Source organism: Burkholderia glumae LMG 2196 = ATCC 33617 (genome assembly GCF_000960995.1).
Classification (GTDB): domain Bacteria; phylum Pseudomonadota; class Gammaproteobacteria; order Burkholderiales; family Burkholderiaceae; genus Burkholderia; species Burkholderia glumae.
On the sequence record NZ_CP009435.1, the window covers coordinates 2,667,672 to 2,690,260 of the forward strand.

Below are 22,589 nucleotides of genomic sequence, written 5' to 3' on the forward strand. Positions count from 1 at the left end.
CCCAGTCTAAATGACCCGTTCAAGTTCGTTCCGTGCCCGGCCGGGCACGGCAAATAGCGCAGATTATAGCCCAAGCTCCACCCCGCCCGACGCATCGGGGACTGATTCGCTCGACGATGACCTGTCCGGCGATACGCTTGCCGCGCCGGCCTCCGACACCGCCGCCGACGCGGCGCCGCGCCTCGTCGCCGTGCCGCCCGCGCTGGCCGGCGAACGGCTCGACAAGGCGCTCGCGCAATTGTTTCCGGAGTTCTCGCGCAGCCGGCTGCAAAGCTGGATCGAGGCGCAGCGCGTGCGCGTGGACGGCGAGCCCGCCAAGGTCCGTCAGCCGGTGCCGCTCGGCGCGACGATCGAGCTGGTGCCCGACCTGCTGCCCGAGCAGCTCGCCTTCACGCCCGAGCCGGTGCCGCTCGCGATCGTCTACGAGGACGAGGCGCTGGTGGTGATCGACAAGCCGGCCGGCCTCGTCGTGCATCCGGCCGCCGGCAACTGGAACGGCACGCTGCTCAATGGCCTGCTGCACCGCTATGGCGAGGCGGCCGCGGGCCTGCCGCGAGCCGGCATCGTGCATCGGCTCGACAAGGAAACCTCGGGGCTGATGGTGGTGGCGCGCACGCTCGCTGCACAGACCGACCTGGTGCGGCAGCTGCAGGCACGCACCGTGAAGCGCCGCTACTTCGCGCTGGTGTGGGGACGCACGCCGGCCAGCGGCACCATCGACGCGCCGATCGGCCGCGATCCGCGCGAGCGCACGCGCATGGCCGTCGTGACGGGCGCCTCGGGCAAGCCGGCGCGCACTCACTTCCGCACCGTCGACTCGGTGCTGTGGCAGAACCAGCCCGTCTCGGCGATCCAATGCGATCTCGAGACCGGCCGCACCCACCAGATCCGCGTCCATTGCGCGCACCTCGGCCATCCGCTGCTCGGCGACCCCGTCTACGGCAGGGCGCGCGGCAAGCGCTCGGTGGCCGCGCTGCCGGACGGGTTCGCGCGCCAGGCGCTGCACGCCTGGCGGCTCGGGCTCGTACATCCGGTCACGGGCCGCAGCATGCAGTGGCGCTGCGCGGTGCCGGACGACATCGCCGCACTCGCGGCCGCGCTCGGCTTCGGCGCCGAGGAGGCCGGCTTCGATGGCGACGATTACGACGATGACGATTACGACGGCGAGATCTTCTACGACGAGATGCCGCACGACGATCACGACGAGGACTGAATGGCGAGCTCCCTGTTTCCCGAGCTGAGCTGGAACGATTGCCTGCGGCCCGACTGGCGCGTGGCGCCGCGCGTGCGCGCGCTGGTGTCGACCCGCAACGGCGGCCTCAGCGCTGCTCCCTACGGCCGCTGGTCGGCCGCCGGCGGCGACGCGCCGGGGGGCCTGAATCTCGGCCGTCACACCGGTGACGAGCCGGCCGCCGTCGAGGCCAACCGCGCGCGCCTGCTGGCGTTGACGGGCCAGCCGCGCGCCGCCTGGCTGGAACAGGTGCACGGCACCGAGGTCGTGCGCGCCGACGCGGTGCTGGCCCGCGCAGACGATCCGACCGCCGACCCGGCCGCGGCCGGGGTGCGCGCCGACGCGAGCGTGACCGACCTGCCGGGCGCGGTCTGCGTGGTGATGGTGGCCGACTGCCTGCCGGTGCTGCTGTGCGATCCGGACGGCCGCGCGGTCGGGGCCGCGCACGCGGGCTGGCGCGGCCTGGCGGCCGGCATCCTCGAGGCCGCGGCGTGCCAGGTGGCGGCGCTGGCCGGTGTCGAGACGAGCCGGCTGCGGGCCTACCTGGGGCCGGCGATCGGGCCGGCCGCGTTCGAGGTCGGCGCCGACGTGCGGACCGCGTTCGCCGAGGCCGCGACGAGCGCCGAGCGCGAGGCGAGCGCGCGCGCGTTCGTCGCCGTCGACGGTTCACCCGGCAAATACCACGCCGATCTCTACGCGCTCGCGCGACTGCGCGCGGCGCGGCTCGGCATCACGGAGGTGGCGGGCGGCGGCGCTTGCACCGTCACCGAGCGCGAGCGCTATTACTCGTATCGCCGCGATCGCGTGACGGGCCGGATGGCCGCGATGATCTGGATCGATGCCTGAGGCGAATAGCATGACGCGCCGTTGCGGATTGCTGGATGGCGGCGGGATTCGTTGCGGAGGGTGATCCGAACCGATGCGCAGCGCGGCGAAACCTGTCGGCCTGGACGGGTATTTCTTGCCCGTCCAGGCAGAAATGCGAGGGTATATTTGCTGCGGCGCGTGACATGATTTCGGCTGCGGAACCCGATGGGTCCATATTCGCTCCAATTTGTCCGAGCGTCGTGTCCCGCCAATGGAGACGACCCAAATCGCGACCTATTGCCGCACGGTCGCGAGCGCGAGCGTTTTCGCCTGCCGCTTCACATGGGGAAAACGATAATGATAAAACTACTGCACTGCGGCAGAATCTGGAGGCCGTCCTCTAGCGCGTGATGCCGAGCGTGTCGCGCGGTCTCGCGGAGGCCGACGCAGGATGTCCAGACGCTCCGCCAGGAATCACCGGTAACGCAGGTATGACAGCACCGAAAAATTCGTCGACTTCCTCACAAGCGGACTTCACCCCGGGGCGCCAGGCGGCCGATGCGTCCCAGCCGATGCAGCAGATGTTCGGCGCGTGGCTCGATGCCTGGAGCCGCCTCGCCGAGCCGCTGCGCGCGGCCGCGCAGCAGGCGCAGCCGCGGCCGGACATGTCCGCGGCGTTCGCCTTTCCCTTCACGATGCCGGCCCGGCGCGAGTGGCCGGCCGCTGGCGGTGCGGGCCTGCCGTTCGCCGGCCTGTTCGGCCAGGGCGGCGCGGCGCCGCTCGCCGGCATGGCGCTGCCGGTTGCGGCGGTGCCGCCGGAGAAGCTGCGGCAGCTGCAGGCCGACTATGCGCGCGAGAGCGCGGAGCTGTTCCGGCAGGCCACCTCGGCCGAGCTGGTCGCCCCCGAACTGAAGGACCGCCGGTTCAGCGCCGAGGCCTGGAAGGCCTCGCCCGCGCATGCGTTCACGGCGGCCTGGTATCTGCTCAACGCGCGCTATCTGCATGCGCTCGCCGACGCGGTCGAGACCGACCCGAAAACGCGCGAGCGAATTCGTTTCGCGGTGCAGCAATGGACCGCCGCGACCGCGCCGAGCAACTTCCTCGCGCTCAATCCGGAAGCGCAGAAGAACCTGCTCGAGACGCAGGGCGAAAGCCTGCGGCAGGGCCTGAGCAACCTGCTCGCCGATCTGCAGCGCGGCAAGATCTCGCAAACCGACGAATCGCAGTTCGTGGTCGGCAAAAATCTCGCGAACACCGAGGGCGCGGTGGTGTTCGAGAACGCGCTGATGCAACTGATCCAGTACAAACCGGTCACGCCGAGCGTCTACGAGCGGCCGTTGCTGATCGTGCCGCCCTGCATCAACAAGTTCTACATCCTCGATCTGCAGCCCGAGAATTCGCTCGTCGCGCATGCGCTCGCGAGCGGCCACCAGGTGTTCCTGATTTCGTGGCGCAACGCGGACGCATCGATCGCCGGCGCGACCTGGGACGACTACATGAACGACGGCGTGCTGGCCGCGCTCGACGCCGTGCAGCAGATCAGCGCGCGCGAGCAGGTCAACGCGCTCGGCTTCTGCGTCGGCGGCACCATGCTGGCCACCGCGCTCGCGGTGCTGGCCGCGCGCGGCCAGCACCCGGTCGCCTCGATGACGCTGCTCACCGCGATGCTCGACTTCAGCGACACCGGCGTGCTCGACGTGTTCGTCGACGAGGCGCACGTGCAGATGCGCGAGCAGACCATCGGCGGCAAGAACGGCGCAGCGCCCGGGCTCATGCACGGCGTCGAGTTCGCGAACACGTTCTCGTTCCTGCGGCCGAACGATCTGGTCTGGAACTACGTGGTCGACAATTATCTGAAGGGCCGCACGCCGGCGCCGTTCGATCTGCTGTACTGGAACAGCGACTCGACCAACCTGCCGGGGCCGATGTACGCGTGGTATCTGCGCCATACCTATCTCGAAAACCGGCTGCGCGAGCCCGATGCGCTGACGGTCTGCGGCGAGCCCGTGGACCTCGCGCGGATCGACGTGCCGACCTTCATCTACGGCTCGCGCGACGATCACATCGTGCCGTGGCAGACCGCCTACGCCTCCACCTCGCTGCTGACCGGGCCGCTGCGCTTCGTGCTGGGCGCCTCGGGGCACATCGCCGGCGTGATCAATCCGCCCGCGAAGAACAAGCGCAGCTACTGGACCTTCGACTCGCCCGACGCGAAGGAGCTGCCCGAGCATGCGCAGGACTGGCTCGAGGCGGCCACCGAGCATCCGGGCAGCTGGTGGCCCGAATGGATCGACTGGCTCGACCAATACGGCGGCCGCAAGACCAAGCCGCGCGCCGCGCTCGGCTCGGCGCGGTTTCCGGTGATCGAAGCGGCGCCGGGCCGCTACGTGCTGGAACGCAGTTGACGCGGTGCGCGGGACATTGACGGATGGCGGCGGGCGGCGCACGCTCGCCGACTGCTTCCGGGGATTTTTCAACTGAGCGGGTCGCGCTTGCCGGCCTGGAGGACAAGGACATGACTGAGGTAGTGATCGTATCGGCCGCGCGTACCGCGGTCGGCAAGTTCGGTGGGTCGCTGGCGAAGATCGCGGCGCCCGAACTCGGCGCGGCCGTGATCCGCGCGGTGCTGGAGCGCGGCGGCGTGGCGCCCGACCAGATCAGCGAAGTGATCCTCGGGCAGGTGCTGGCGGCCGGCTCCGGCCAGAACCCGGCGCGTCAGTCGGTGATCAAGGCCGGCCTGCCCACGGCCGTGCCGGCGATGACCATCAACAAGGTCTGCGGCTCGGGCCTGAAGGCCGTGATGCTGGCGGCCAACGCGATCATCGCCGGCGATGCCGAGATCGTGATCGCGGGCGGCCAGGAAAACATGAGCGCGGCGCCGCACGTGCTGCCGGGCTCGCGCGACGGCTTCCGGATGGGCGACGCGAAGCTGGTCGACACGATGATCGTGGACGGCCTGTGGGACGTCTACAACCAGTACCACATGGGCATCACGGCCGAGAACGTCGCGAAGGAATATGGCATCACGCGCGAGGCGCAGGACGCGTTCGCCGCGCAGTCGCAGAACAAGGCCGAGGCCGCCCAGAAGTCGGGCCGTTTCGACGACGAGATCGTGCCGATCGAGATCCCGCAGCGCAAGGGCGAGCCGCTGCGCTTCGCCACCGACGAGTTCGTGCGCCACGGCGTGACGGCCGAGTCGCTGGCGGGCCTCAAGCCCGCCTTCACGAAGGAGGGCACGGTGACGGCCGCCAACGCCTCGGGCATCAACGACGGCGCGGCCGCGGTGCTGGTGATGTCGGCGCAGAAGGCCAAAGCGCTCGGCCTCACGCCGCTCGCGCGTATCAAGGCCTACGCGAGCGCCGGCGTCGATCCGAAGGTGATGGGCATGGGCCCGGTGCCGGCCTCGCGCCGCTGCCTGGAACGCGCGGGCTGGTCGGTCGACGATCTCGACCTGATGGAGATCAACGAGGCATTCGCGGCACAGGCGCTGGCCGTGCATCAGCAGATGGGCTGGGACACCTCGAAGGTGAACGTCAACGGTGGCGCGATCGCGATCGGCCATCCGATCGGCGCGTCCGGCTGCCGGATTCTCGTCACGCTGCTGCACGAGATGCAAAAGCGTGACGCGAAGCGCGGTCTCGCCTCGCTCTGTATCGGCGGCGGGATGGGGGTCGCGCTGGCGGTCGAGCGCCCCTGACGTGCTGCCCGGCGCGGTGGGCGGCACCGGGCAACGAGGCGAAAGAGACAGACGCAAGCGCCGTCCGGCGCTTCGACAACGATAAATGGAGTGTTCTGTATGACTCAGCGAATTGCTTACGTAACCGGCGGCATGGGCGGCATCGGCACGGGCATCTGCCAGCGCCTGCACAAGGCCGGCTTCCAGGTGGTGGCCGGCTGCGGGCCGAACTCGCCGCGCCGGGTGAAGTGGCTCGAGGATCAGAAGGCGCTGGGTTTCGATTTCTACGCTTCCGAGGGCAACGTCGGCGACTGGGAGTCGACCAAGCTGGCCTTCGACAAGGTCAAGGCCGAGGTGGGCGAGGTCGACGTGCTCGTCAACAACGCGGGCATCACGCGCGACGTGGTGTTCCGCAAGATGACGCTGGAGGACTGGCAGGCCGTCATCGACACCAACCTGACCAGCCTCTTCAACGTGACCAAGCAGGTGATCGACGGCATGGTCGAGCGGGGCTGGGGCCGCATCATCAATATTTCGTCGGTGAACGGCCAGAAGGGGCAGTTCGGCCAGACCAACTACTCGACCGCCAAGGCCGGCATCCATGGCTTCACGATGTCGCTGGCGCAGGAAGTGGCCACCAAGGGCGTGACGGTCAACACCGTCTCGCCGGGCTATATCGGCACCGACATGGTCAAGGCGATCCGCCCCGACGTGCTCGAGAAGATCGTCGCGACGATCCCGGTGCGCCGCCTCGGCTCCCCCGACGAGATCGCCTCGATCGTGTCGTGGCTCGCCTCGGATGAATCCGGCTTCGCCACCGGTGCCGACTTCTCGCTGAACGGCGGCCTGCACATGGGCTGAGGGGCCGGGCCCGCGCGCGGCCGGCCGGGTGGGGCCGCCGCGCGCGGGCCCGACGGATTCCGAACGCGCTTTGCCCGGCCCGCGCCGTCGCGCCGGCGAGCGCCGTCATCGCGCCGCAGCGGCGCCCACAAGGTGTTATATGACTACTACAAAGAAGACTGCCGAACGACTCATCAAGAAATATCCGAATCGCCGGCTGTACGACACCGAAACGAGCACGTACATCACGCTCACCGACGTCAAACAGCTCGTGCTCGAGCAGGAGGATTTCAAGGTCGTCGACGCCAAGAGCAGCGAGGACCTGACGCGCAGCATCCTGCTGCAGATCATTCTCGAGGAGGAGAGCGGCGGCGTGCCGATGTTCTCGTCGTCGATGCTTTCGCAGATCATCCGCTTCTACGGCCATGCGATGCAGGGCATGATGGGCACCTACCTGGAGAAGAACATCCAGGCCTTCATCGACATCCAGCACAAGCTCACCGACCAGTCGAAGAACCTCTACGACACCAACAACGCGATGAATCCCGAGGTCTGGTCGCAGTTCATGAACATGCAGGCGCCGATGATGCAGGGCATGATGACGAGCTACATCGAACAGTCGAAGAACATGTTCGTGCAGATGCAGGAGCAGATGCAGAGCCAGGCGAAATCGATGTTCAGCTCGTTCCCGTTCAAGCAGCCGACGCCGCCCGAAGACCCGGACAAGAAGTAGGCGCGACGGCGGCGACCGGCACGGCGCGGCCTGCGTGATCCGTGTCGGGCCAGCCGCGTCGTCGTTCGGCGTGCCGTGCCGGCCGCTGCGGCCGCTGCGGCCGCGTGTGCCGGGCCGCGGGCAAAGCTTTTCGGTTCGGCCCCGGACCCGGGGCCGGGGCTCAGGCGAGGTCCTCGCTGTAGTCGGCGAGCGCTGCGATCTCGTGATGCCGGCGCGGGCCCTGGCGCTTCAGCGCGCGCAGCTCGAGCGTGGCCTCGCAGAACGCATCGCGCAGCCGGCGGATCTGCTCCTCGAAATCCTGCCGCTCCTTCAACAGGTTCGCGACATAGCGATCGACGGGCCGCACCCCGTCGCGCCACGTCTCGGCGGCGCCCGCCATGGCGTCCGTCTCGGCCGCCGACATCGCCGGCGTTGCGAGCGGGCCGCCGGCTGCGGGAGCGTCCGGATGCGATGCTGCCTGGCTCAGCTCGATCGGGGGCACGCCCGTCTCGGCGGCGGGCGGCGCGAACGCGCGGTCGTTCGCGGCGGCGGCGGGCGCCTCGGCCGGCCGGTCGATCAGGCAGCGATAACCATAGCCGTAGAGCGACAGGATCTCGCAGCCGTGCGAGCCGTCCAGCCGCAGTTTCTTGCGAATCCGGCTGACGTGGGTGGCCACCGTGCGCGTATCGATATCGCTCTGCAGTTTCCAGATCCGGCCGAGCAGCGTGTCATGCGAAATCAGCTGATCGGGATGCCGGAAGAAATACGCGGCCAGCTCGAATTCCTTGCGAGTCAGATTGATCGGCTCGCCGTTCAGGATGATCCTGGTGCTCTTGGTATCGATCGAATAATCGCCGATCTCGATCACGTCGCCGGGCTGCTGCGCCTGCCGCAGCGTGACCGTGTTGATACGCGACTGAATCTCGGCTTCGCGAACCGGCCTGAGCAGATAATCGTCGGCACCGGCTTTCAGCGCGTCGCCAGCCAGGTGCCATGCCTCGCGCGCCGTCATCGCGATGACCGGCACATGCCATTCGAAATGGTGGCGCGCCCAGGCGATCAGGTCGATGCCGGACAGGTCGGGCAGGGCGACGTCGACCATCAGCAGATCGTAGCCGCTGCGCCTGAGCGCGTTGAAAAAGGCGTTGCCGGTCTTGAAGAATTCGGGCTGATGCCCGCCGCTTTTCAACCACAGTTCAAGCTGCTTCGTTTGATTCGCCGGACCGCCGAGAATGGCGACTTTCATCGGTTCTCGCCTCGTGATGGATGCTGACTCGGTGACAGATGCGTGCTGTTTCCGCAGTATCCCGTCTCGGTAAATTTGCCCTCGTCGTAATTTGTAACGAAAAGATACGTCGTGTTTCATTCGCCGCATCCTGCAAGAATTTGACAAAAACGTCCAGGCAGCGCCGGCTCGCAGGCGCCGGGTCAATTCACGAGCGGGGCTCGCGTGCGCTGCCTGCAGGCGGGTACGCCGCTTGCGGCCGCAGCGCGCGAGCACGGCGCGCGGGGCAGGGATCGGCGCCGCTGTAACGAATCGTTGCAGTCTCGACGCGCCGCTGCGGGCGCACCGCATCAGTCGTCCATCGTGGCGCGGCCGTCGTTCAGCTGCACGCGCGCCGCGTTGTCGCGAACCAGCTCGCCGAGCAGGCGCGCACGCGCCTGCGGCGTGGCCTGGCTGATCCGCTCGGCGATGGCCCGGACGTCGTCGAGCGCGACCCAGCCCACGATCGCCGCATCGGCGATGTGGGTCGCGTTGACCTCGGCCCCCGTCGGATCGTCATGGCCGTCGGGGTCCTGGCCGGCCGGCAGATGGCCGGCCTCGACGAGGATTCGGGTGAGGTCGTAGGCGTGATCGGCGGCATCGAACCGGCGCGTGTCGATCACGTAGACATAGGCGCGGCCGCTGCCGGACGCGGCGGCGGCCGCGCGGGCCAGCGCCCCCGCGGCGAGCTTCGAGGTGGAGATGCCGGCCTCGCCCGTCGCGCCTTTCGGGTCCGCGAGGCCCTGTGCCTCGAGCAGGTGCGCGTCGACGTCGAGCGGCTTGCCGCTGAAGAGGCCGCCCGCCGCGCGGATCTCGCGCGGCGAGTGCGCGGCGCCGTGATAGACGAGGCCGTGATAGCCGTACAGCATCTCGTGGTGCGGCGACACGGTCGAATGGCCCAGTTCGACGGAAACGCCGGCGCGGCCCGTTTCCATGACGAAGCGCTTCAGGTCGTCGACGCTGCGGATCTCGCCGGGCTCGCTTGGCTCGCTTGGCGCGCCCTGGCCGGCCGCGTCGGCGGCGGCGCGCGCGCCGGCCGGCCCGGCCGGGCGTGCCGCAGTCTCGCCCGGCCGGTACGCGGCCGAGTTGGGCAGCAGGGCCTCGCTGCCGGCCGACAGGTGAACCGTGCCCGAGGCGCCGAGCAGGTCTTTCGAGAATGCATTGAATTCGAACTCGGATGGCTGCCATTGCCAGGCGCGATCCTCGTCCTCGTCTTCGTCGCAAAAAATCTCGTTCGGATCATGGCGGCGCCGGCGCGTGCGCAACGGCAGCCGCGCGGCGGCGGGCGGCGCGAGCAGGCGCGCGGTCGGCGCGCCATGCGCATGGCGGCCCGCCGCATGGACGGACTCGTCGTCGGCCAGCACTGCCTCGCCGGCGTCGGACGCGGCGGCGGGGCGGGGCGCGATGCCGGATCCGGCCGGCCGCGTCGCGGCAAGCCGGCCGCCGGCCGGCCGGTCGGGCGGCGTGCCGGCGCCCGCGGGGCTGCCCCGCTGCGGTGCGGCCGGCGATGGCGGGCCGCCGTGCCGCGTCAGGTGAGCCAGCGCCGTGAGCGGGTCGCCGGCATGGCGGATCGAGGTCGGCGCCGCCGGCGCATGGCGCGGCGGCGTGGAAGGCGTCGTGCCGGTCGGCTCACGCGTGACTGTCGACGGCGGGCGCGTCCGCAGGCGGTTCACGGGCGGCATCCGGACTCCTTCTGAAAGCGTCGGGTCTCTCGGGCGCGCCGGCATGCGAGGGCCGGCGGCGGTTCCGGCTAGAGTGAAGCACGCCCGGCGCCGTGCCGTGCCCGCGACGGGAAGCGATGTCGTGCCATGCGAAGCGCGACCCGGCCGGCAAGCGGGCCTTCGGCGCCGACCGGGGGCGGCCCGCGCGCGCCGCCGTGTCATGCGCCGTGCGCGCCGCCGCGCCTGATCGGCGCGGGTGCCGCTCAGGACGGAATGACCCGCTCGGCCTTGAGGCGATCGAACAGCGCGTAGAACGCGTCGACGGTGCTCTGGTAATCGAGGAAGCCGGCCTTGCGGCTCTTGCTCATGTCGGTCAGCACTTCCATCGGGCGCCCGAGATCGGCGTCGGTATGCCACCACGAGACCAGCCGCTCGAGGTCGGGCTCGGCCAGCGCCGCGCGCGCGGCGATCTACCGCCATTGCGCGCCGGCCTGCTGCATGCGGCCTTCCAGCGGACGCGCCTGGCCGTCGAACGGCGCGGCCTCGATGCCGAAATAATCGGCGATGCGCTGCCACATCCACTTCCAGCGGAACACGTCGCCGTTGACGACGTTGAAGGCCTCGTCGCGCGCGCTCGGCGAGGTCGCCGCCCATTCGAGATGGCGCGCCAGCAGGCGCGCGTCGGTCATGTCGGTCAGGCCGTTCCATTGCGCGGGCGAGCCGGGAAACACGAACGGCTGCCCGCTCGCCCGGCAGAGCGTCGCGTAGACGGCGAGCGTCACGCCCATGTTCATGGCGTTGCCGAGCGCGAAGCCGATGATCGTGTGCGGACGATGCACGCTCCAGCCGAAGCCGTGGCGCCGGGCGGCCTCGAACAGGCGATCCTCCTGCTCGTAATAGAAGTTGTCGACCGGCTGGCGCCCCTGCTCCTCGCGAAACGGCGTGAGCGGCACGGCGCCCTGGGCGTAGGCTTCGAACGGCCCGAGATAGTGCTTCAGGCCGGTGACGAGCGCCGCGTGCTCGAGCTGGCCGCCCGGGCCGAGCGCATCGAGCACGTTGCGCACCATCGCGCCGTTGACGCGGATGTTCTCGGCCTCGGTCGGCTGGCGTGCCCAGGCGGTGAAAAACACGTGGCTGAACGCGCGCCCGCGCAGGGCGCCGGCCACCGCATCGGGCGAGCGCAGGTCCGCCGTCAGCGCCTCGACGCGCGCGGGCATCGCCGTGCGCCCGCGCGACAGGCCGGTGACTTCCCAGTCGCCGAGCCCGGCCAGATGGTCAGCGAGATTGCGGCCGACGATGCCGGTCGCGCCGATGATCAATGCTCGTTTGGTCATGGAATCGACTGCCTTGAAATGGGGAACCTGATGCAGTGCGCCGGCTGCGGGCCGGGAGCGGAGCGGCCGGCCGAGCGGCGCACGACGGAGCGCGCCGATTGTAGCAACGGCTTGGCAAGCGTGCCGGCGGGCGGACCGGGCGGCGGAGCTGCGGGCGGCGGCGCGCCGCGCGATCAGGCCGGATCGGAAAGGTTGCAGACCGCGCGCAGCGCCTGGACGGCCTCGCGCAGGCAGTCGGCGCAGCCGGCGGTGCTGCCCGTGGGGTGCCATGTCCAGTTGCAGCCGCCGTGGTCCGGCGCCTGCCGCTGCACCGGAGCAATTTCGACGCCCATGCAGTCGGGGCAGCCGTCCGCGGCGAGCCGGACCAGGCCGTCGAGCGTCGCTTGCGGCAGCAGCTTGCGGCCGTGCGCGTCGGTGGGACTGGTGTCGAACAGGTGCAGGTTCCGCTCGGCTTCGTCGCGCGTCGCAAAGCCGAGCGGCGAATACAGGGCGCGCGGGCTGCCCGTCGCGCCTTCGGCGGCTTGCAGCTGCCAGTACCAGCGGCCGTTGTCTTCCTCGAAAATCTCGTATCGCGGGGTGTCCATGGCGTACCTCGATGCGGTGTCGAGGCAGCCTAGCACGAGGACGCGCCCGGCGCGGCGGCCGCCGTCACGGATAGCTGACCAGGTTCACCGGAATCGTCGAGGCGCCGGCCGCCTGCGCGCCCGCGTTGTTGACGACATGGGTGATGCTGCCGACCCCGCCGAGCGACACGGTGAGCGTGTCGTGCAGCCTCACGCCGGCGGTCTGCGGCACCTCGAAGCCATGCAGCGCGTTGACCGACGGATTGACGTTGAAGAAGCAGTAGCTGCCCATGCCCCAGGTCTGGTGGCTCGTCACGCCGTCCGCCACCTTGTAGGCCGCGTAGCCGTTGCCGGCCGGGCTGAGCCACGACGCCTGGTTCGGCACGTCATACGGCAGCTCGTTCTGGAAGAAGATGGTCCTGCCGTTCTGGCCGTTCCACAGCACGTTGTACTTCTGGTAGTGCTCGACGAAGAGGCCCGTGGCGAGCACGTTCGCACCGTTCACGACGAGGCCGGTGTCGGCCGTGTTGACGGTCCAGCCGGTGGGCGCCGAGCCGTGATCGGCGCGCCATGCCCAGATGTGGTCGATCAGCGTGTCGTTGGCGTTCACCACCAGGCTGTTGGTGGCCTTGCCGGCCTGCGCGCCGCCGATGCGGAAGTACACGTCCTGCACGCTGACCGGATCGCTCGCGTGGCTGGCCGCCGAGCCGGCCGTGCCCACCGTCAGCAGCGCGCCGCTGTTGACCGTGCCCGCGTCGAACAGCAGGCCGGCGATCCTGACGCCGTTGACGTCGGCCACCGTCATTGCGTTGCTGCCGTTGTCGGGCGTCAGCGTCGGGAAGCCGATGCCGAGCACCACCGTGCCGGCGCGCGTGATCGCGATGGCCTGGCTCAGGTGGTAGGTGCCGGGGGTGAAGAACAGGTTCAGGCCCTGCTGCAGCGCCGCGTTGAGCGTGGCCGCCGTGTCGGTCGGCTGCGCGACATAGAACCGGCTCATCGGAATCGAGGTGCCCGGCGTGGGCCCCGCGCCCCACGTGATGGCGCTGGCGTTGGTGCGCAGCGAGGGCAGGAATACGTTGTAGTTGCCCGCGCCGTCGATGTAGAGATACGGCTTTTCACGCGAGACCGGCGTGGTGGCGAGCGTGGTGTAGGGCGGCGCGGCGTTCCAGGTGGCCGGGAACGACTGCGCCGGGGCGCCGCTCACGCCCGAGAACACCATGTTCCAGACTCCGTTGGTCCAGCCGCCGATCGTGCTGTCGCGCGTGTACCACTGCTGCTGCGAGCCCGACGACACCGTGCCGTCGATCTTGCTGTCGGCGATGAAGCCGCCGCTCGAGTAGCCTCGGCCGTCGCCCTGGTTCGACGGGCCGAGCGTCAGGTTGCCGCGGATATGGACGCGGCGCATCGGTGCCGCCTGCGAGACCGCCCAGCGATCGGTGCCGCCATTCGGCGTGACCGCGAGGTTTTCCACCGAGCGCCAGAAGTTCTGCGTGGCGTTCGCCTGGTCGCCGTAGTTCCAGCCGCTGTCCACGTTGATGCTGCCGCTGATCCCGGTGTCGTCCGGGTTGCGTCCGAGGCCGGCGATCGAGGTGTAGAAGCCGACGTTCGCGTTGATGTTGCTGTAGCTGCCCGGCTTGAACAGGAACGCGTAGCGCTGCGAGCCGAATTGCGCGGTGGGGCTGAGCAACTGCGAATTGAAGGCATTGTCGAGCCGGGACTGGATCGATGCGCTCGACATGCCCGGGTCGAACACCACCACGTTCGGGCCGAAGTTCGGCGTGTTCGAGGTGGCGAACCGGCCGGCGGCGGCCTGCTTGAAGACGGCGCCGGCGGCCGGGCCGCCGTCGCCGTCGCCGCATGCGCCCAGCGCGGCCGTGATCGAGGCGAGCGCCATGGCGGTGAGCGTCAGGCGGCGTTTGCGAAGCGTTGACATATGAACTCCTCGGTGTTTGAAAAGCGCGAAATTGCCGGCGCTTTTTCACGTCAGTATTCCGGGCCTTCAGCGTGCCCGGACCGGGTGCGAGTCATAGTGGGCAAGGCAGTGAATCTCTTGTTTTTATTATCTGGGCCGTGGCGCATTGGGCCGATTTTGTCGCGCGGTGCCGCTGCAGCAAGCGTTTCATTTTCAATGCGGCCGGCGCGCGGTGTGGGCAGCGTATCACGTCCGTTTGAAAGATATGAAGATTTATTTTTATTGGAATTTGGATGAATCGATTATCGATTTTGATATGTCGGTAATTGTCGCGATTGTTCCGGCCGGCGCGAATATCGCTCGCCGCATTCCAGGCCGCGCGTTGCCTCGAAAGCGAGGATCCGCCGTGGGCCGCGAGCTTGATTGCCGGCGACGCATCGCTTGGCGCGCCCGAGGCCTGCACCGCCTGCGCCGGCATGAAGCGGACCAGCGCCGGACCACGTGATTCGCCTGTATCGGGGAACCGCTCGGCCGTCGGGGCTGACATCGTGATTTCGATTTTACGTATCGCTTTCCGAACCCCCGCTTTCTGAAAGGACAGCTCGACGAGATCGCGGCCGATACGAAACCGGCAATCGTGACATAGCCGTGTCATGGCCGGTGCTCATGGTGGCGGGAGGTGGCCGGACATCGCATCCGAAGAAGCCGGCGGTGCCGGCCCGAGGGCGCTGTCGGCCTCGCCGGGAAGCCGCGCCGCACGCGCCGACAGCACATGCAGTATCATGCGCGCTTCCTGGCGCGAAGCATGGGCTCGCGCCGACACGCCCCGCTGTATCGTTTGGAGGGGTCATGAGCCACTTCTTTGTCGCCCGCCGCAGTGCCATTTCGATGGTGATCGCTGAAATCAACAAACTGACCGAAGACGACACGGCGCTGTCGTCCACGAAGCAGGCCCGGATCTCCGAATATCGGCATCTGCTCATCGCGCTTCGCGCCGGTCGTGTCGACACGTTCGTCCTGCCCGCCGAAACGCCGCTTCAGGTGACCGTCATCAACTGAGCCCGTGCCCGCCGCAGCGATGCGGCGGGCTTGCTTTCCATTGCCTGTCACGTGGCGCCGCACCGGATTCGACCGGCGGCCGAATTCGTTTGCGGATTTATTGAGGATAACGACAGAAACGCGCGGCGCGCCGTGCTGCACGGAATGCGGCGTCGGGCTCGCCCAATGCCGGCCGCCGGCCGCACGACCCGGACGCACCGGATGCACCGGATGCACCGGGCAGCGCGCGGGCATGCCGCCAGGCCCGGCACCCCTGCCGTCGAGCCGTCGGCCGCGCGACGCCATTATTCGGTAAATCCCGCTTCTTTATTCAGGACGCGCCGCTTTTTCGTTTGCGTTGGCCTCCCTATAGTAGTCAGGTCGATTACGGACATCGGGACCCGACGGGTCTCCCAACGAACTGGAGGAATCCATGAGCAAACTCGAAGGAAAGGTCGCGCTTGTCACGGGCGCATCGAAGGGCATCGGCGCGGCCATCGCCAAGGCGCTGGCCGCCCAGGGCGCCGCCGTGGTGGTCACGTACGCGAGCAGCAAGCAGGGTGCGCAGAACGTGGTGGCCGAGATCGAAAGCGCCGGCGGCCGGGCGGTGGCGGCCGGCGGAAACGTGGCCGATGCCGATCAGGCGGCCGGCCTCGTGAAGACCGCGATCGACCGCTTCGGCGGCCTCGATATCGTCGTCAACAATTCCGGCGTGTACGCGTTTTCGCCGCTCGAGGCGATCACGGCGCAGGAATTTCACCGCCAGTTCGACACCAACGTGCTCGGCCTGCTGCTGGTCAGCCAGGCCGCCGTGCCGCATCTGAAGGAGGGCGCCAGCATCATCAACATCAGCTCGACCGTCACGCGCATCACCCCGCCGATGAGCGCGATCTATACCGGCACCAAGGGCGCGGTGGACGCGATCACGAACGTGCTGGCGCTGGAGCTGGCGCCGCGCAAGATCCGCGTGAACGCGATCAACCCTGGCTACGTGACCACGGAAGGCACCTTGACGGCCGGCATCACCGGCTCGGACATGGAGAAGGAATTCGTTGCCAAGACGCCGCTGGGCCGCGCCGGAACGCCGCAAGACATTGCCGACATCGCCGTGTTCCTCGCCTCGGACGACGCGCGCTGGCTGTCGGGCGAGCATCTGATGGCCGCGGGCGGCATGCGCTGACTACGCGAACGCGGGCCGGGCGGGCGTTGGCCGCGGCGAAGGGCAGCGCCGCGCCGCCCTTGGTGCCCGTTTGCGTGAAGCCTGCTTATTGCGCGCGCCGGTAGGCGAACGTTGCGCAGCTCTGGTTGCGGGCGAAGCCGTAGCGTTCGAGCGGCATGCGCCCGGTGTTGAAGAATGCGTTCTCGGTGGGCGAGCTGCCCTCGACGTTGGTGCAGTAGGTCTGCGTCGGCGTGCCCGCCTGCCGTGGCGCGCTGGTATTGAATTGATAGTCGACAGTCAGCGCCTGGCCCGGCGAGGTGAGCGTGATCAGCGTGTTGGCCGGGAAGGTCGCGCCGTTGAAGCCGGACTTCTTGCCCGCGCCGGCCGGCTTCGGCGGGCACAGCGGCGCCTGCCCCGCGTCGCCGCGATAGGCCCACAGGTTCATGGTGGACATGCCGGTATCCAGCAGCATGGTGCCGCACCGCGGCTGCGACGCCGGCTGGCCCGGCTCCTTCACGATCACGCAGCCTTCGGGCGAGAGTCCGCCCTGGCGATCGGCAAGCATCGGTGCCCAATGCGTGAATTCCTTGGTCGTGTCGGCGTTGAGGCCGACCACGATGCGGCCGTCGGGCTCGAAGATCCAGCCCTGCGTTTGCACGCGCGGCACTTGCTCGAAGACGTTGGTGCGAGTGGCCGGCGTGGTGCCGCCGGCGGTATTGACCCGCAGCGTCGGCGTCGGCTGGAAGCCCACGCCCATCATGCCCAGGGTGCGGCTGTTGGCGGGCGTGGCGGGCTGGCAGCTCGCGTGCGAGCCGCAGACTTCGGTGATGGCGAGCACCTGCACGTTCTCGGCCTCGAGCGAGGTGTCCTGGTCCCCCTGCACCGTGACCGGAGCCTGGATCAGGTAGCCGAAGTAGGCATTGCCGCTGCTCGAGTAGTGGTAGGGCAGCTTGCCCGAGATCACCAGGCCGCTGCTGTCGTGCTCCGGGTCGGCGGGGAAGCCCTTGACGCGCCAGGCGGGAACCACCAGCGCGTTCGAGCCGGTGTCCACCAGCACGCTGGCCGGCTCGCCGCCGTTGACCCGGACCGACAGATGGTAGCCCCGCGCGACCGAGAACGGCTCGCCGTTGACGCCCTTCGCCCGCAAGGTGACCGAGCGGCCGTGCGCCGACACGGCGCAGGCCGGGGCCTGCGAAAAGGCGGGCGCCACGAAGGCCGCGTTGCCGACCAGCACGCCGGCCACGGCGGCCATGCGGGCGGCCTTGGCCCGCGTGGCCGCGGCACGGCGGCGCGATTCAGGCATGGCAGGAACGGGCGGTCTCGGCTCGCCGCGCCCGCTCGCGAGCCGGTGCCGATCATCGCGACGGCGCGCCGCCGCGCCGCGTAAAGTCATGGCCGCCATGGCCGATTTCATGAGTTTCATGGTTATCTCTGTCGATTATTAAGTGAAATATTGACTTGATTTAATCATGGGGGCGGATTTCGCCCGTGCTCCCTATCGCGGCAAACAATGATTTGAATATAGCGCGCGATTCACGGAGCGAGAAAATCGATTTTCGCGAAATCGGCCCGTGAAAGTTTTCGCAATTTATATGCCAAACCGGGGCCACGGAGGTTTCCCGTGTGCTCGGGGCGGCTTGGGCGAGCGGCTGCCCGGATGGGGGCGAAGCGACCCGCCCCGGCGGGTGAAATCGTGCCCGCCGGTCCCGCACGACCCGGTCGCGGCGAGGCGGCCGGTTCGGCCCGCCGCTGCCGCCGTGCCGGCGCAGTGCCGCCAAACGACCGCGTCTTCCGCAGCCTGCGCCATTTTCGGATGAGGGGGGCGACGGCCGGCCATCGACTGATCGGCGGGATTCGTCGCAAAGACGCATCGCCTCGCGAATTGGTGCGCCGGCCCACGGGAGCGGCCGGGCATGCCGGTTTGCCGGGGCGGCAAGGCTGGCACGCTCGCTGCGCCGCAGGCTGGGCCGGAGCCGGCGCCGCTCGCGCGCAGCCGCCCTGGCATCCGCCGCCGGTCATACTTCGGCCATCACAATACACAGTCTCGGCACGCTTTCCGTGCGGCTCGGCGGCATGATGGGACGCATGCAACGAAGGAAGGGATGGTATGAACACCACTAACGCCACACGCTGTTCGTCAAGAACGTTCCGGCGCGCCGGCGATCGGGCGCTTCGGGTGCTCGTGGTCGACGATCACGCCGACGCCGCCGAGGCGACCGCCCTGTACCTGTCGGTGGTGGGACACGAGGCGCGCTACGTCACCACGGCGCTGGCCGCCGGCGACGCCGCGACGGGGCACGCGCCGGCGGTGGTCCTGCTGGACATCAACATGCCGGGCAAGAGCGGCTTCGACGTCGCGACGGAACTACGCGCGCTGGCCGCGACGCGCGACGCCATCCTGATCGCCTACACCTCCGACGAGTGGGCGGCCATACGAGAGGACGCCATGGCCAGCGGATTCGACGGCTATTTCCGCAAGGCCTCCGAACTGTCCGTCCTGCTGGACCTGATTGCGTCGTGCGCGGAAAGCGAAGCTCCGCGCGCGGGGGCGGCGTAGACGCTGCGCTCCGGCGCACCGCGCGCGACGCGCGCCGGTGTCCCTCATCGCGCCGAGCACGGCGCGCCGATTGCCGGCCAGCAGCAGGCCGGCAGCAGGCCAGGCGGCCCGCTCGCCGGGCCGCCGCGCGAGCCGGCCCGGTTTGCCGCGACGTGCCGGCGCGGCCCGCGACTTTCTGCAAGCTTTGTAAATCCCACTGGCGACCAGGCCGGCGGCGCGGCATCGCTGTGCCGCCGCGCCTTGCCCGGCGCGCCGCTGGCGCGCCCCCTGCGCGCTCCGCCGCCTGACTCTCCCCCATCGCGGCGGGACGCCGTGTTCTGCCCAGCTGGAACGACGCTTGCCTGATGCTGGCGAAGGCGCCCGGCATGACGCGCCTATTTTCGACCAGCGAAAGGGAGAGAGCATGAAGGCAATCGTATTTCACGGCATCGGCGACATCCGGCTCGATACCGTTCCCGACCCCGGCATCCGGCAGCCCACCGACGCGATCGTGCGGATCACCGCCAGCGCGATCTGCGGCACAGACCTGCACATGGTGCGCGGCACCCTGGGCGGCATGCGCGAGGGGACCATTCTCGGCCACGAAGCGGTGGGCGTGGTCGAGGCGGTCGGCAGCGACGTGCGCAACTTCCGCGCGGGCGACCGCGTGCTGGTGCCCTCGACGATCTCGTGCGGCGCCTGCGCCTACTGCCGCGCGGGCTACACCGCCCAGTGCGACACGGCCCATCCCGGCGGCATGCGCGCCGGCACGGCGTTCTTCGGCGGGCCGAAAGCCGCCGGCAGCTTCGACGGCCTGCAGGCCGATTACGCACGCATCCCGCACGCCAACGCCAGCCTGATCCGGCTGCCCGATGCGATCGACGACGATCGCGCCATCCTGCTCTCGGATATCTTCCCGACCGCCTGGTTCGGCGCGCAACTCGCCGAGATACGCAATGGCGACACGGTGGCCGTGCTCGGCGCCGGGCCGGTCGGCCAGTTCGCGATCGCGAGCGCGCGCCTGCAGGGCGCCGGGCGCGTGATCGCGATCGACCGCATCGCCTCGCGGCTCGACATGGCGCGCGCGCAGGGCGCGGAAAGCATCGATTTCGATCGCGACGATCCGGTGGAGACGGTGCTCAGACTCACGGGCGGCATCGGCGTGGACCGCGTGATCGACGCGGTGGGGGTGGATGCGATGCGCTATCCGGCCGCTGCCGCGGACCCCGCGCTAGCCGGCGCATTCGACGCGGAGCTCGAGGTCGTGGCTCCCGAGCGCCGTCCCGACGGCGCCAACTGGATCCCGGGCAACGGGCCGTCGCAGGCCCTGGCGGCGGCGACTCGAATGGTCGCGAAGGCGGGCACGATCGGCATCATCGGCGTGTATCCGCCGCAGTTGCGCGTGTTCCCGATCGGCGAGGCGATGAACCGGAACCTCACGCTCAAGATGGGCAATTGCAATCACCGCACGATCGCGCCGCGGCTCGTCGAACTGGTGGCGGGCGGCACCTTCGATCCGCTGTCGGTGCTGACGCAGCGCGAACCGCTGATGAGCGCGATCGATGCCTATCGGATGTTCGATACGCGCGAGCCCGGCTGGATCAAGGTGAAACTGGAGCCCGCGGCCGGGCCGCGCTGAGCCGGTCGCGCTGAGTCGGTCGCCCCGTGCGCTGGTATGGGCCTTGCGACGGCAAGGGCAGCGATCACGCCACCCCCGACAGGAGCAAAGATGACGCCATGGCAAGCCGCAGTAATCCAGATTCCCCCGCTGCCCACCCCCGACCCCGGCGATCTGCCCGGCCAGGACGAGCTTCCCGACCTGCCGCCCGAGCCGTTGCGCGACCCGCAGCGGGTGCCGTCGCTGCCCGTCAACGGCCCGCCGCCCGGTACGGCCCTCCCGCTCTGGCGGTGCGCCGCGCTCGCGCCGCAGGCGTGAGGCCATGACAGGCGAACCGGGCGTGCCCCGGACCCGTGCCGGCGGTGCGAAGCGGCAGGGCGGAGGGCGGCTGCGCGCGGCGGCGGTCTGCTTTCTGATCGCGACGATCGCCTCGGTGCGCGGCTTCGGCGCCGATCAGGTGGCGACCGGCGCCGTCATGGCGGCACGAATCGTCTCGGTGGCGGGCTGGGCGGCCTGCCTGGCGCTATTCGTCTCGGCCGTGCGCCGCCGCTGAACGGGAGCGTGCGCCCCGAGCCGCGTGGCTGCCGGGCAGGTCCGGCGCGGCCAGCAGGCCGGCCCGACACCGTCGCCCGGCGGGCGCAGCAGGACCCGGCCCGCGCGGTATGAGACCTTGCCTGCCTCTGCCCTTTGATGCCGTTCCGGCGCGCTTATCGCGCCCAGCTCAGCTCGTTCATCGGAGCTGGGCCGCGGCCTTTTCCGCCTCGTTCTTGACCGACCCCTGTCCGATCGCCGCCGCGCTCCCCCTGGCGCACGGCGGCAGTCTCGCGCGGGCCGCCAGGTTCGGCGCGTGCGCCGGCAAGGCCGCGCGAGCGCGCGCATTGCGGCGCGCGCGGCGCGCTGGCAGGCGGCGTAAATTGTTCTATAAACCTTGAGGACGGGAGGCGGCCGGAGCGCGTTCGTGCCGTGGCTCCGTTTGCACGCCGGTTCGACCCAGCGCGGCCACGCCCGCGCACCGGGCCGGGACTTCAGCGCGGGCCGGACGCCCGTTTCGAACCTGCTTGCACCGAGAGAGCGGTATGAGCCTGTCAGCTTTCATAGAAACGCACATCGAAGCATTGATCGACGACTGGGCGCGGCATGCGGCCAGTCTCCACCAGGGTCGTAGCCGTCTTTCGTTCACCGAATTGCGCGATTCGGCCCGGCGAATCCTGATCGAGGTCGCGGCGAACATGCGAAAGGCGCAGACCGCCGCTCAACAGGAAGACAAGGCACGCGGCGCCAAGCGCGAGCTCGACCAGGCGCTCGATGCGGTCTCGGTGCTGCATGCCGACGACCGCCTCGCGCAGGGCTTCGACCTCAACGAAGTGATCGCCGAATATCGCGCGCTGCGCGCGAGCGTGCTGCGCCGCTGGGAGCCGGGGCCCCTGGCGGGGCCGCAGGCGTTGCAGGAGATGATCCGCTTCAACGAGGCGATCGATCAGGGCATCACCGAGTCGGTGCGCCAGTTCTCGCGGCGTTCCGAGCGGATGCGCGACCTGTTCGCCGGCGCGCTCGCGCATGACCTGCGTTCGCCGCTCGGGGTTGTGCTCATTTCGGCCGAGATCCTGCTGCGTGACGACACGCTCGTGCCCTCGAGCCGCCATGCGGCGGTGTACGCGCAGCGCAGCGGCTTGCGCATCAAGCGGATGATCGACGATCTGCTGATCTTCACCCGCACGCGGCTCGGCGACGCGATGCCGATCGACGTCTCGCCGCAGGACATGGGGCGCCTGTGCCGCGACGCGTGTGACGAAATCCGCCAGCTGTTTTCCGAGGCGGTGATCGACCTGAATTGCACGGGGCAACTGGGCGGAACCTGGGATGGCGGGCGCCTCGGGCAGCTGCTGTTCAATCTGCTGTCCAATGCCGCCCGCTACGGCACCGGCGAGATCGGCGTCGAGGTACGCGGCAGCGATGGCTGGGTGACGCTGACGGTGTCGAATCCCGGCCAACCGATCCCGGCGCAGGCGCTGCCCACGCTGTTCGATCCGCTCACGCGTGCCGATTCCGTGCCGCGCCGCGCCGGCATCGCTGCGGGCATCGGGCTCGGGCTGTATATCTGCCGCTGCATTTCGACGGCGCACGGCGGGACGGTCGAGGTGGCCTCGGATGCGCGCGGCACGCGCTTCACGGTACGCCTGCCGCGCGATGCCAGCTCGGCCGCGGCCGAGCCGCCCGGCGGCGCGGCCGGATGAGCCG

General features: G+C 69.4%; 19 protein-coding genes and 1 pseudogene. 13 read left to right on the forward strand and 7 right to left on the reverse strand.

The window, feature by feature from the left end; all coding sequences use genetic code 11:
* Window positions 1-10: 10 nt before the first annotated feature.
* The 6 genes from KS03_RS24575 (at window position 11) to phaR (ending at window position 7,287) form a co-directional block, all read left to right on the forward strand.
* The gene (locus tag KS03_RS24575; RefSeq protein ID WP_015875509.1) at window positions 11-1,213 is read left to right on the forward strand and encodes an RluA family pseudouridine synthase; all 1,203 of its coding nucleotides are present in this window, start codon (window positions 11-13) and stop codon (window positions 1,211-1,213) included.
* The gene (gene pgeF, locus KS03_RS24580; protein ID WP_015875510.1) at window positions 1,214-2,077 is read left to right on the forward strand and encodes a peptidoglycan editing factor PgeF; all 864 of its coding nucleotides are present in this window, start codon (window positions 1,214-1,216) and stop codon (window positions 2,075-2,077) included.
* Window positions 2,078-2,529: 452 nt separating this feature from the next.
* The gene (gene phaC / locus KS03_RS24585) at window positions 2,530-4,443 is read left to right on the forward strand and encodes a class I poly(R)-hydroxyalkanoic acid synthase (RefSeq protein ID WP_015875511.1); all 1,914 of its coding nucleotides are present in this window, start codon (window positions 2,530-2,532) and stop codon (window positions 4,441-4,443) included.
* A 110-nt stretch (window positions 4,444-4,553) separates the two neighbouring features.
* Window positions 4,554-5,735 carry an acetyl-CoA C-acetyltransferase gene (locus KS03_RS24590; protein ID WP_015875512.1) on the forward strand — a complete coding sequence of 394 codons (1,182 nt, stop codon included), beginning with the start codon at window positions 4,554-4,556 and terminating at the stop codon, window positions 5,733-5,735.
* Window positions 5,736-5,834: 99 nt separating this feature from the next.
* A complete protein-coding gene (locus tag KS03_RS24595; RefSeq protein WP_015875513.1) occupies window positions 5,835-6,575 on the forward strand; it encodes a 3-ketoacyl-ACP reductase in 741 nt (246 codons plus the stop codon).
* 139 nt (window positions 6,576-6,714) lie between these two features.
* Complete coding sequence (gene phaR, locus KS03_RS24600) at window positions 6,715-7,287, forward strand: polyhydroxyalkanoate synthesis repressor PhaR (protein ID WP_015875514.1); 573 nt, start codon at window positions 6,715-6,717, stop codon at window positions 7,285-7,287.
* Between the two features lie 160 nt (window positions 7,288-7,447).
* Here phaR and KS03_RS24605 read toward each other — a convergent pair whose 3' ends face one another.
* From KS03_RS24605 to KS03_RS31720, 6 genes and pseudogenes are all read right to left on the reverse strand, one after another.
* A complete protein-coding gene (locus KS03_RS24605; RefSeq protein ID WP_234038085.1) occupies window positions 7,448-8,767 on the reverse strand; it encodes a response regulator transcription factor in 1,320 nt (439 codons plus the stop codon).
* 74 nt (window positions 8,768-8,841) lie between these two features.
* A complete protein-coding gene (locus tag KS03_RS24610; RefSeq protein ID WP_039203033.1) occupies window positions 8,842-10,212 on the reverse strand; it encodes a hypothetical protein in 1,371 nt (456 codons plus the stop codon).
* A 242-nt stretch (window positions 10,213-10,454) separates the two neighbouring features.
* Window positions 10,455-11,525 (reverse strand): annotated as a pseudogene (locus KS03_RS24615) (SDR family oxidoreductase).
* Between the two features lie 173 nt (window positions 11,526-11,698).
* The gene (locus KS03_RS24620; RefSeq protein ID WP_035977028.1) at window positions 11,699-12,109 is read right to left on the reverse strand and encodes a YegP family protein; all 411 of its coding nucleotides are present in this window, start codon (window positions 12,107-12,109) and stop codon (window positions 11,699-11,701) included.
* Window positions 12,110-12,173: 64 nt separating this feature from the next.
* Window positions 12,174-14,021: a hypothetical protein gene (locus tag KS03_RS24625; RefSeq protein WP_015875518.1), complete on the reverse strand. Its 1,848-nt coding sequence runs from the start codon at window positions 14,019-14,021 to the stop codon at window positions 12,174-12,176.
* 91 nt (window positions 14,022-14,112) lie between these two features.
* On the reverse strand, window positions 14,113-14,655 hold the full coding sequence (locus KS03_RS31720) for a hypothetical protein (RefSeq protein WP_127913955.1): 543 nt from the start codon (window positions 14,653-14,655) through the stop codon (window positions 14,113-14,115).
* Between the two features lie 194 nt (window positions 14,656-14,849).
* On the opposite strand from KS03_RS31720, the gene KS03_RS24630 reads away from it, so the two are divergent.
* The gene (locus KS03_RS24630; protein WP_017433095.1) at window positions 14,850-15,059 is read left to right on the forward strand and encodes a hypothetical protein; all 210 of its coding nucleotides are present in this window, start codon (window positions 14,850-14,852) and stop codon (window positions 15,057-15,059) included.
* Window positions 15,060-15,471: 412 nt separating this feature from the next.
* Window positions 15,472-16,218, forward strand: a complete 747-nt coding sequence (locus tag KS03_RS24635; protein ID WP_015875519.1) for an SDR family NAD(P)-dependent oxidoreductase — start codon at window positions 15,472-15,474, stop codon at window positions 16,216-16,218.
* Window positions 16,219-16,303: 85 nt separating this feature from the next.
* Here KS03_RS24635 and KS03_RS24640 read toward each other — a convergent pair whose 3' ends face one another.
* The gene (locus KS03_RS24640) at window positions 16,304-17,500 is read right to left on the reverse strand and encodes a hypothetical protein (protein ID WP_230674474.1); all 1,197 of its coding nucleotides are present in this window, start codon (window positions 17,498-17,500) and stop codon (window positions 16,304-16,306) included.
* 804 nt (window positions 17,501-18,304) lie between these two features.
* Between KS03_RS24640 and KS03_RS24645 the strand changes: the two genes are divergently transcribed.
* The 5 genes from KS03_RS24645 (at window position 18,305) to KS03_RS24665 (ending at window position 22,585) form a co-directional block, all read left to right on the forward strand.
* Window positions 18,305-18,754, forward strand: coding sequence for a response regulator (locus KS03_RS24645; RefSeq protein ID WP_015875522.1), 450 nt, complete (start codon window positions 18,305-18,307; stop codon window positions 18,752-18,754).
* A 403-nt stretch (window positions 18,755-19,157) separates the two neighbouring features.
* Window positions 19,158-20,372 (forward strand): zinc-dependent alcohol dehydrogenase, encoded by a 1,215-nt coding sequence (locus KS03_RS24650; RefSeq protein ID WP_015875523.1) that lies wholly within the window; start codon window positions 19,158-19,160, stop codon window positions 20,370-20,372.
* A 90-nt stretch (window positions 20,373-20,462) separates the two neighbouring features.
* Window positions 20,463-20,669 carry a hypothetical protein gene (locus KS03_RS24655; protein ID WP_017433983.1) on the forward strand — a complete coding sequence of 69 codons (207 nt, stop codon included), beginning with the start codon at window positions 20,463-20,465 and terminating at the stop codon, window positions 20,667-20,669.
* A gap of 4 nt (window positions 20,670-20,673) precedes the next feature.
* Complete coding sequence (locus KS03_RS24660) at window positions 20,674-20,904, forward strand: hypothetical protein (RefSeq protein WP_035980218.1); 231 nt, start codon at window positions 20,674-20,676, stop codon at window positions 20,902-20,904.
* A 523-nt stretch (window positions 20,905-21,427) separates the two neighbouring features.
* Window positions 21,428-22,585, forward strand: a complete 1,158-nt coding sequence (locus tag KS03_RS24665; protein ID WP_015875524.1) for a sensor histidine kinase — start codon at window positions 21,428-21,430, stop codon at window positions 22,583-22,585.
* Window positions 22,586-22,589: the final 4 nt, after the last annotated feature.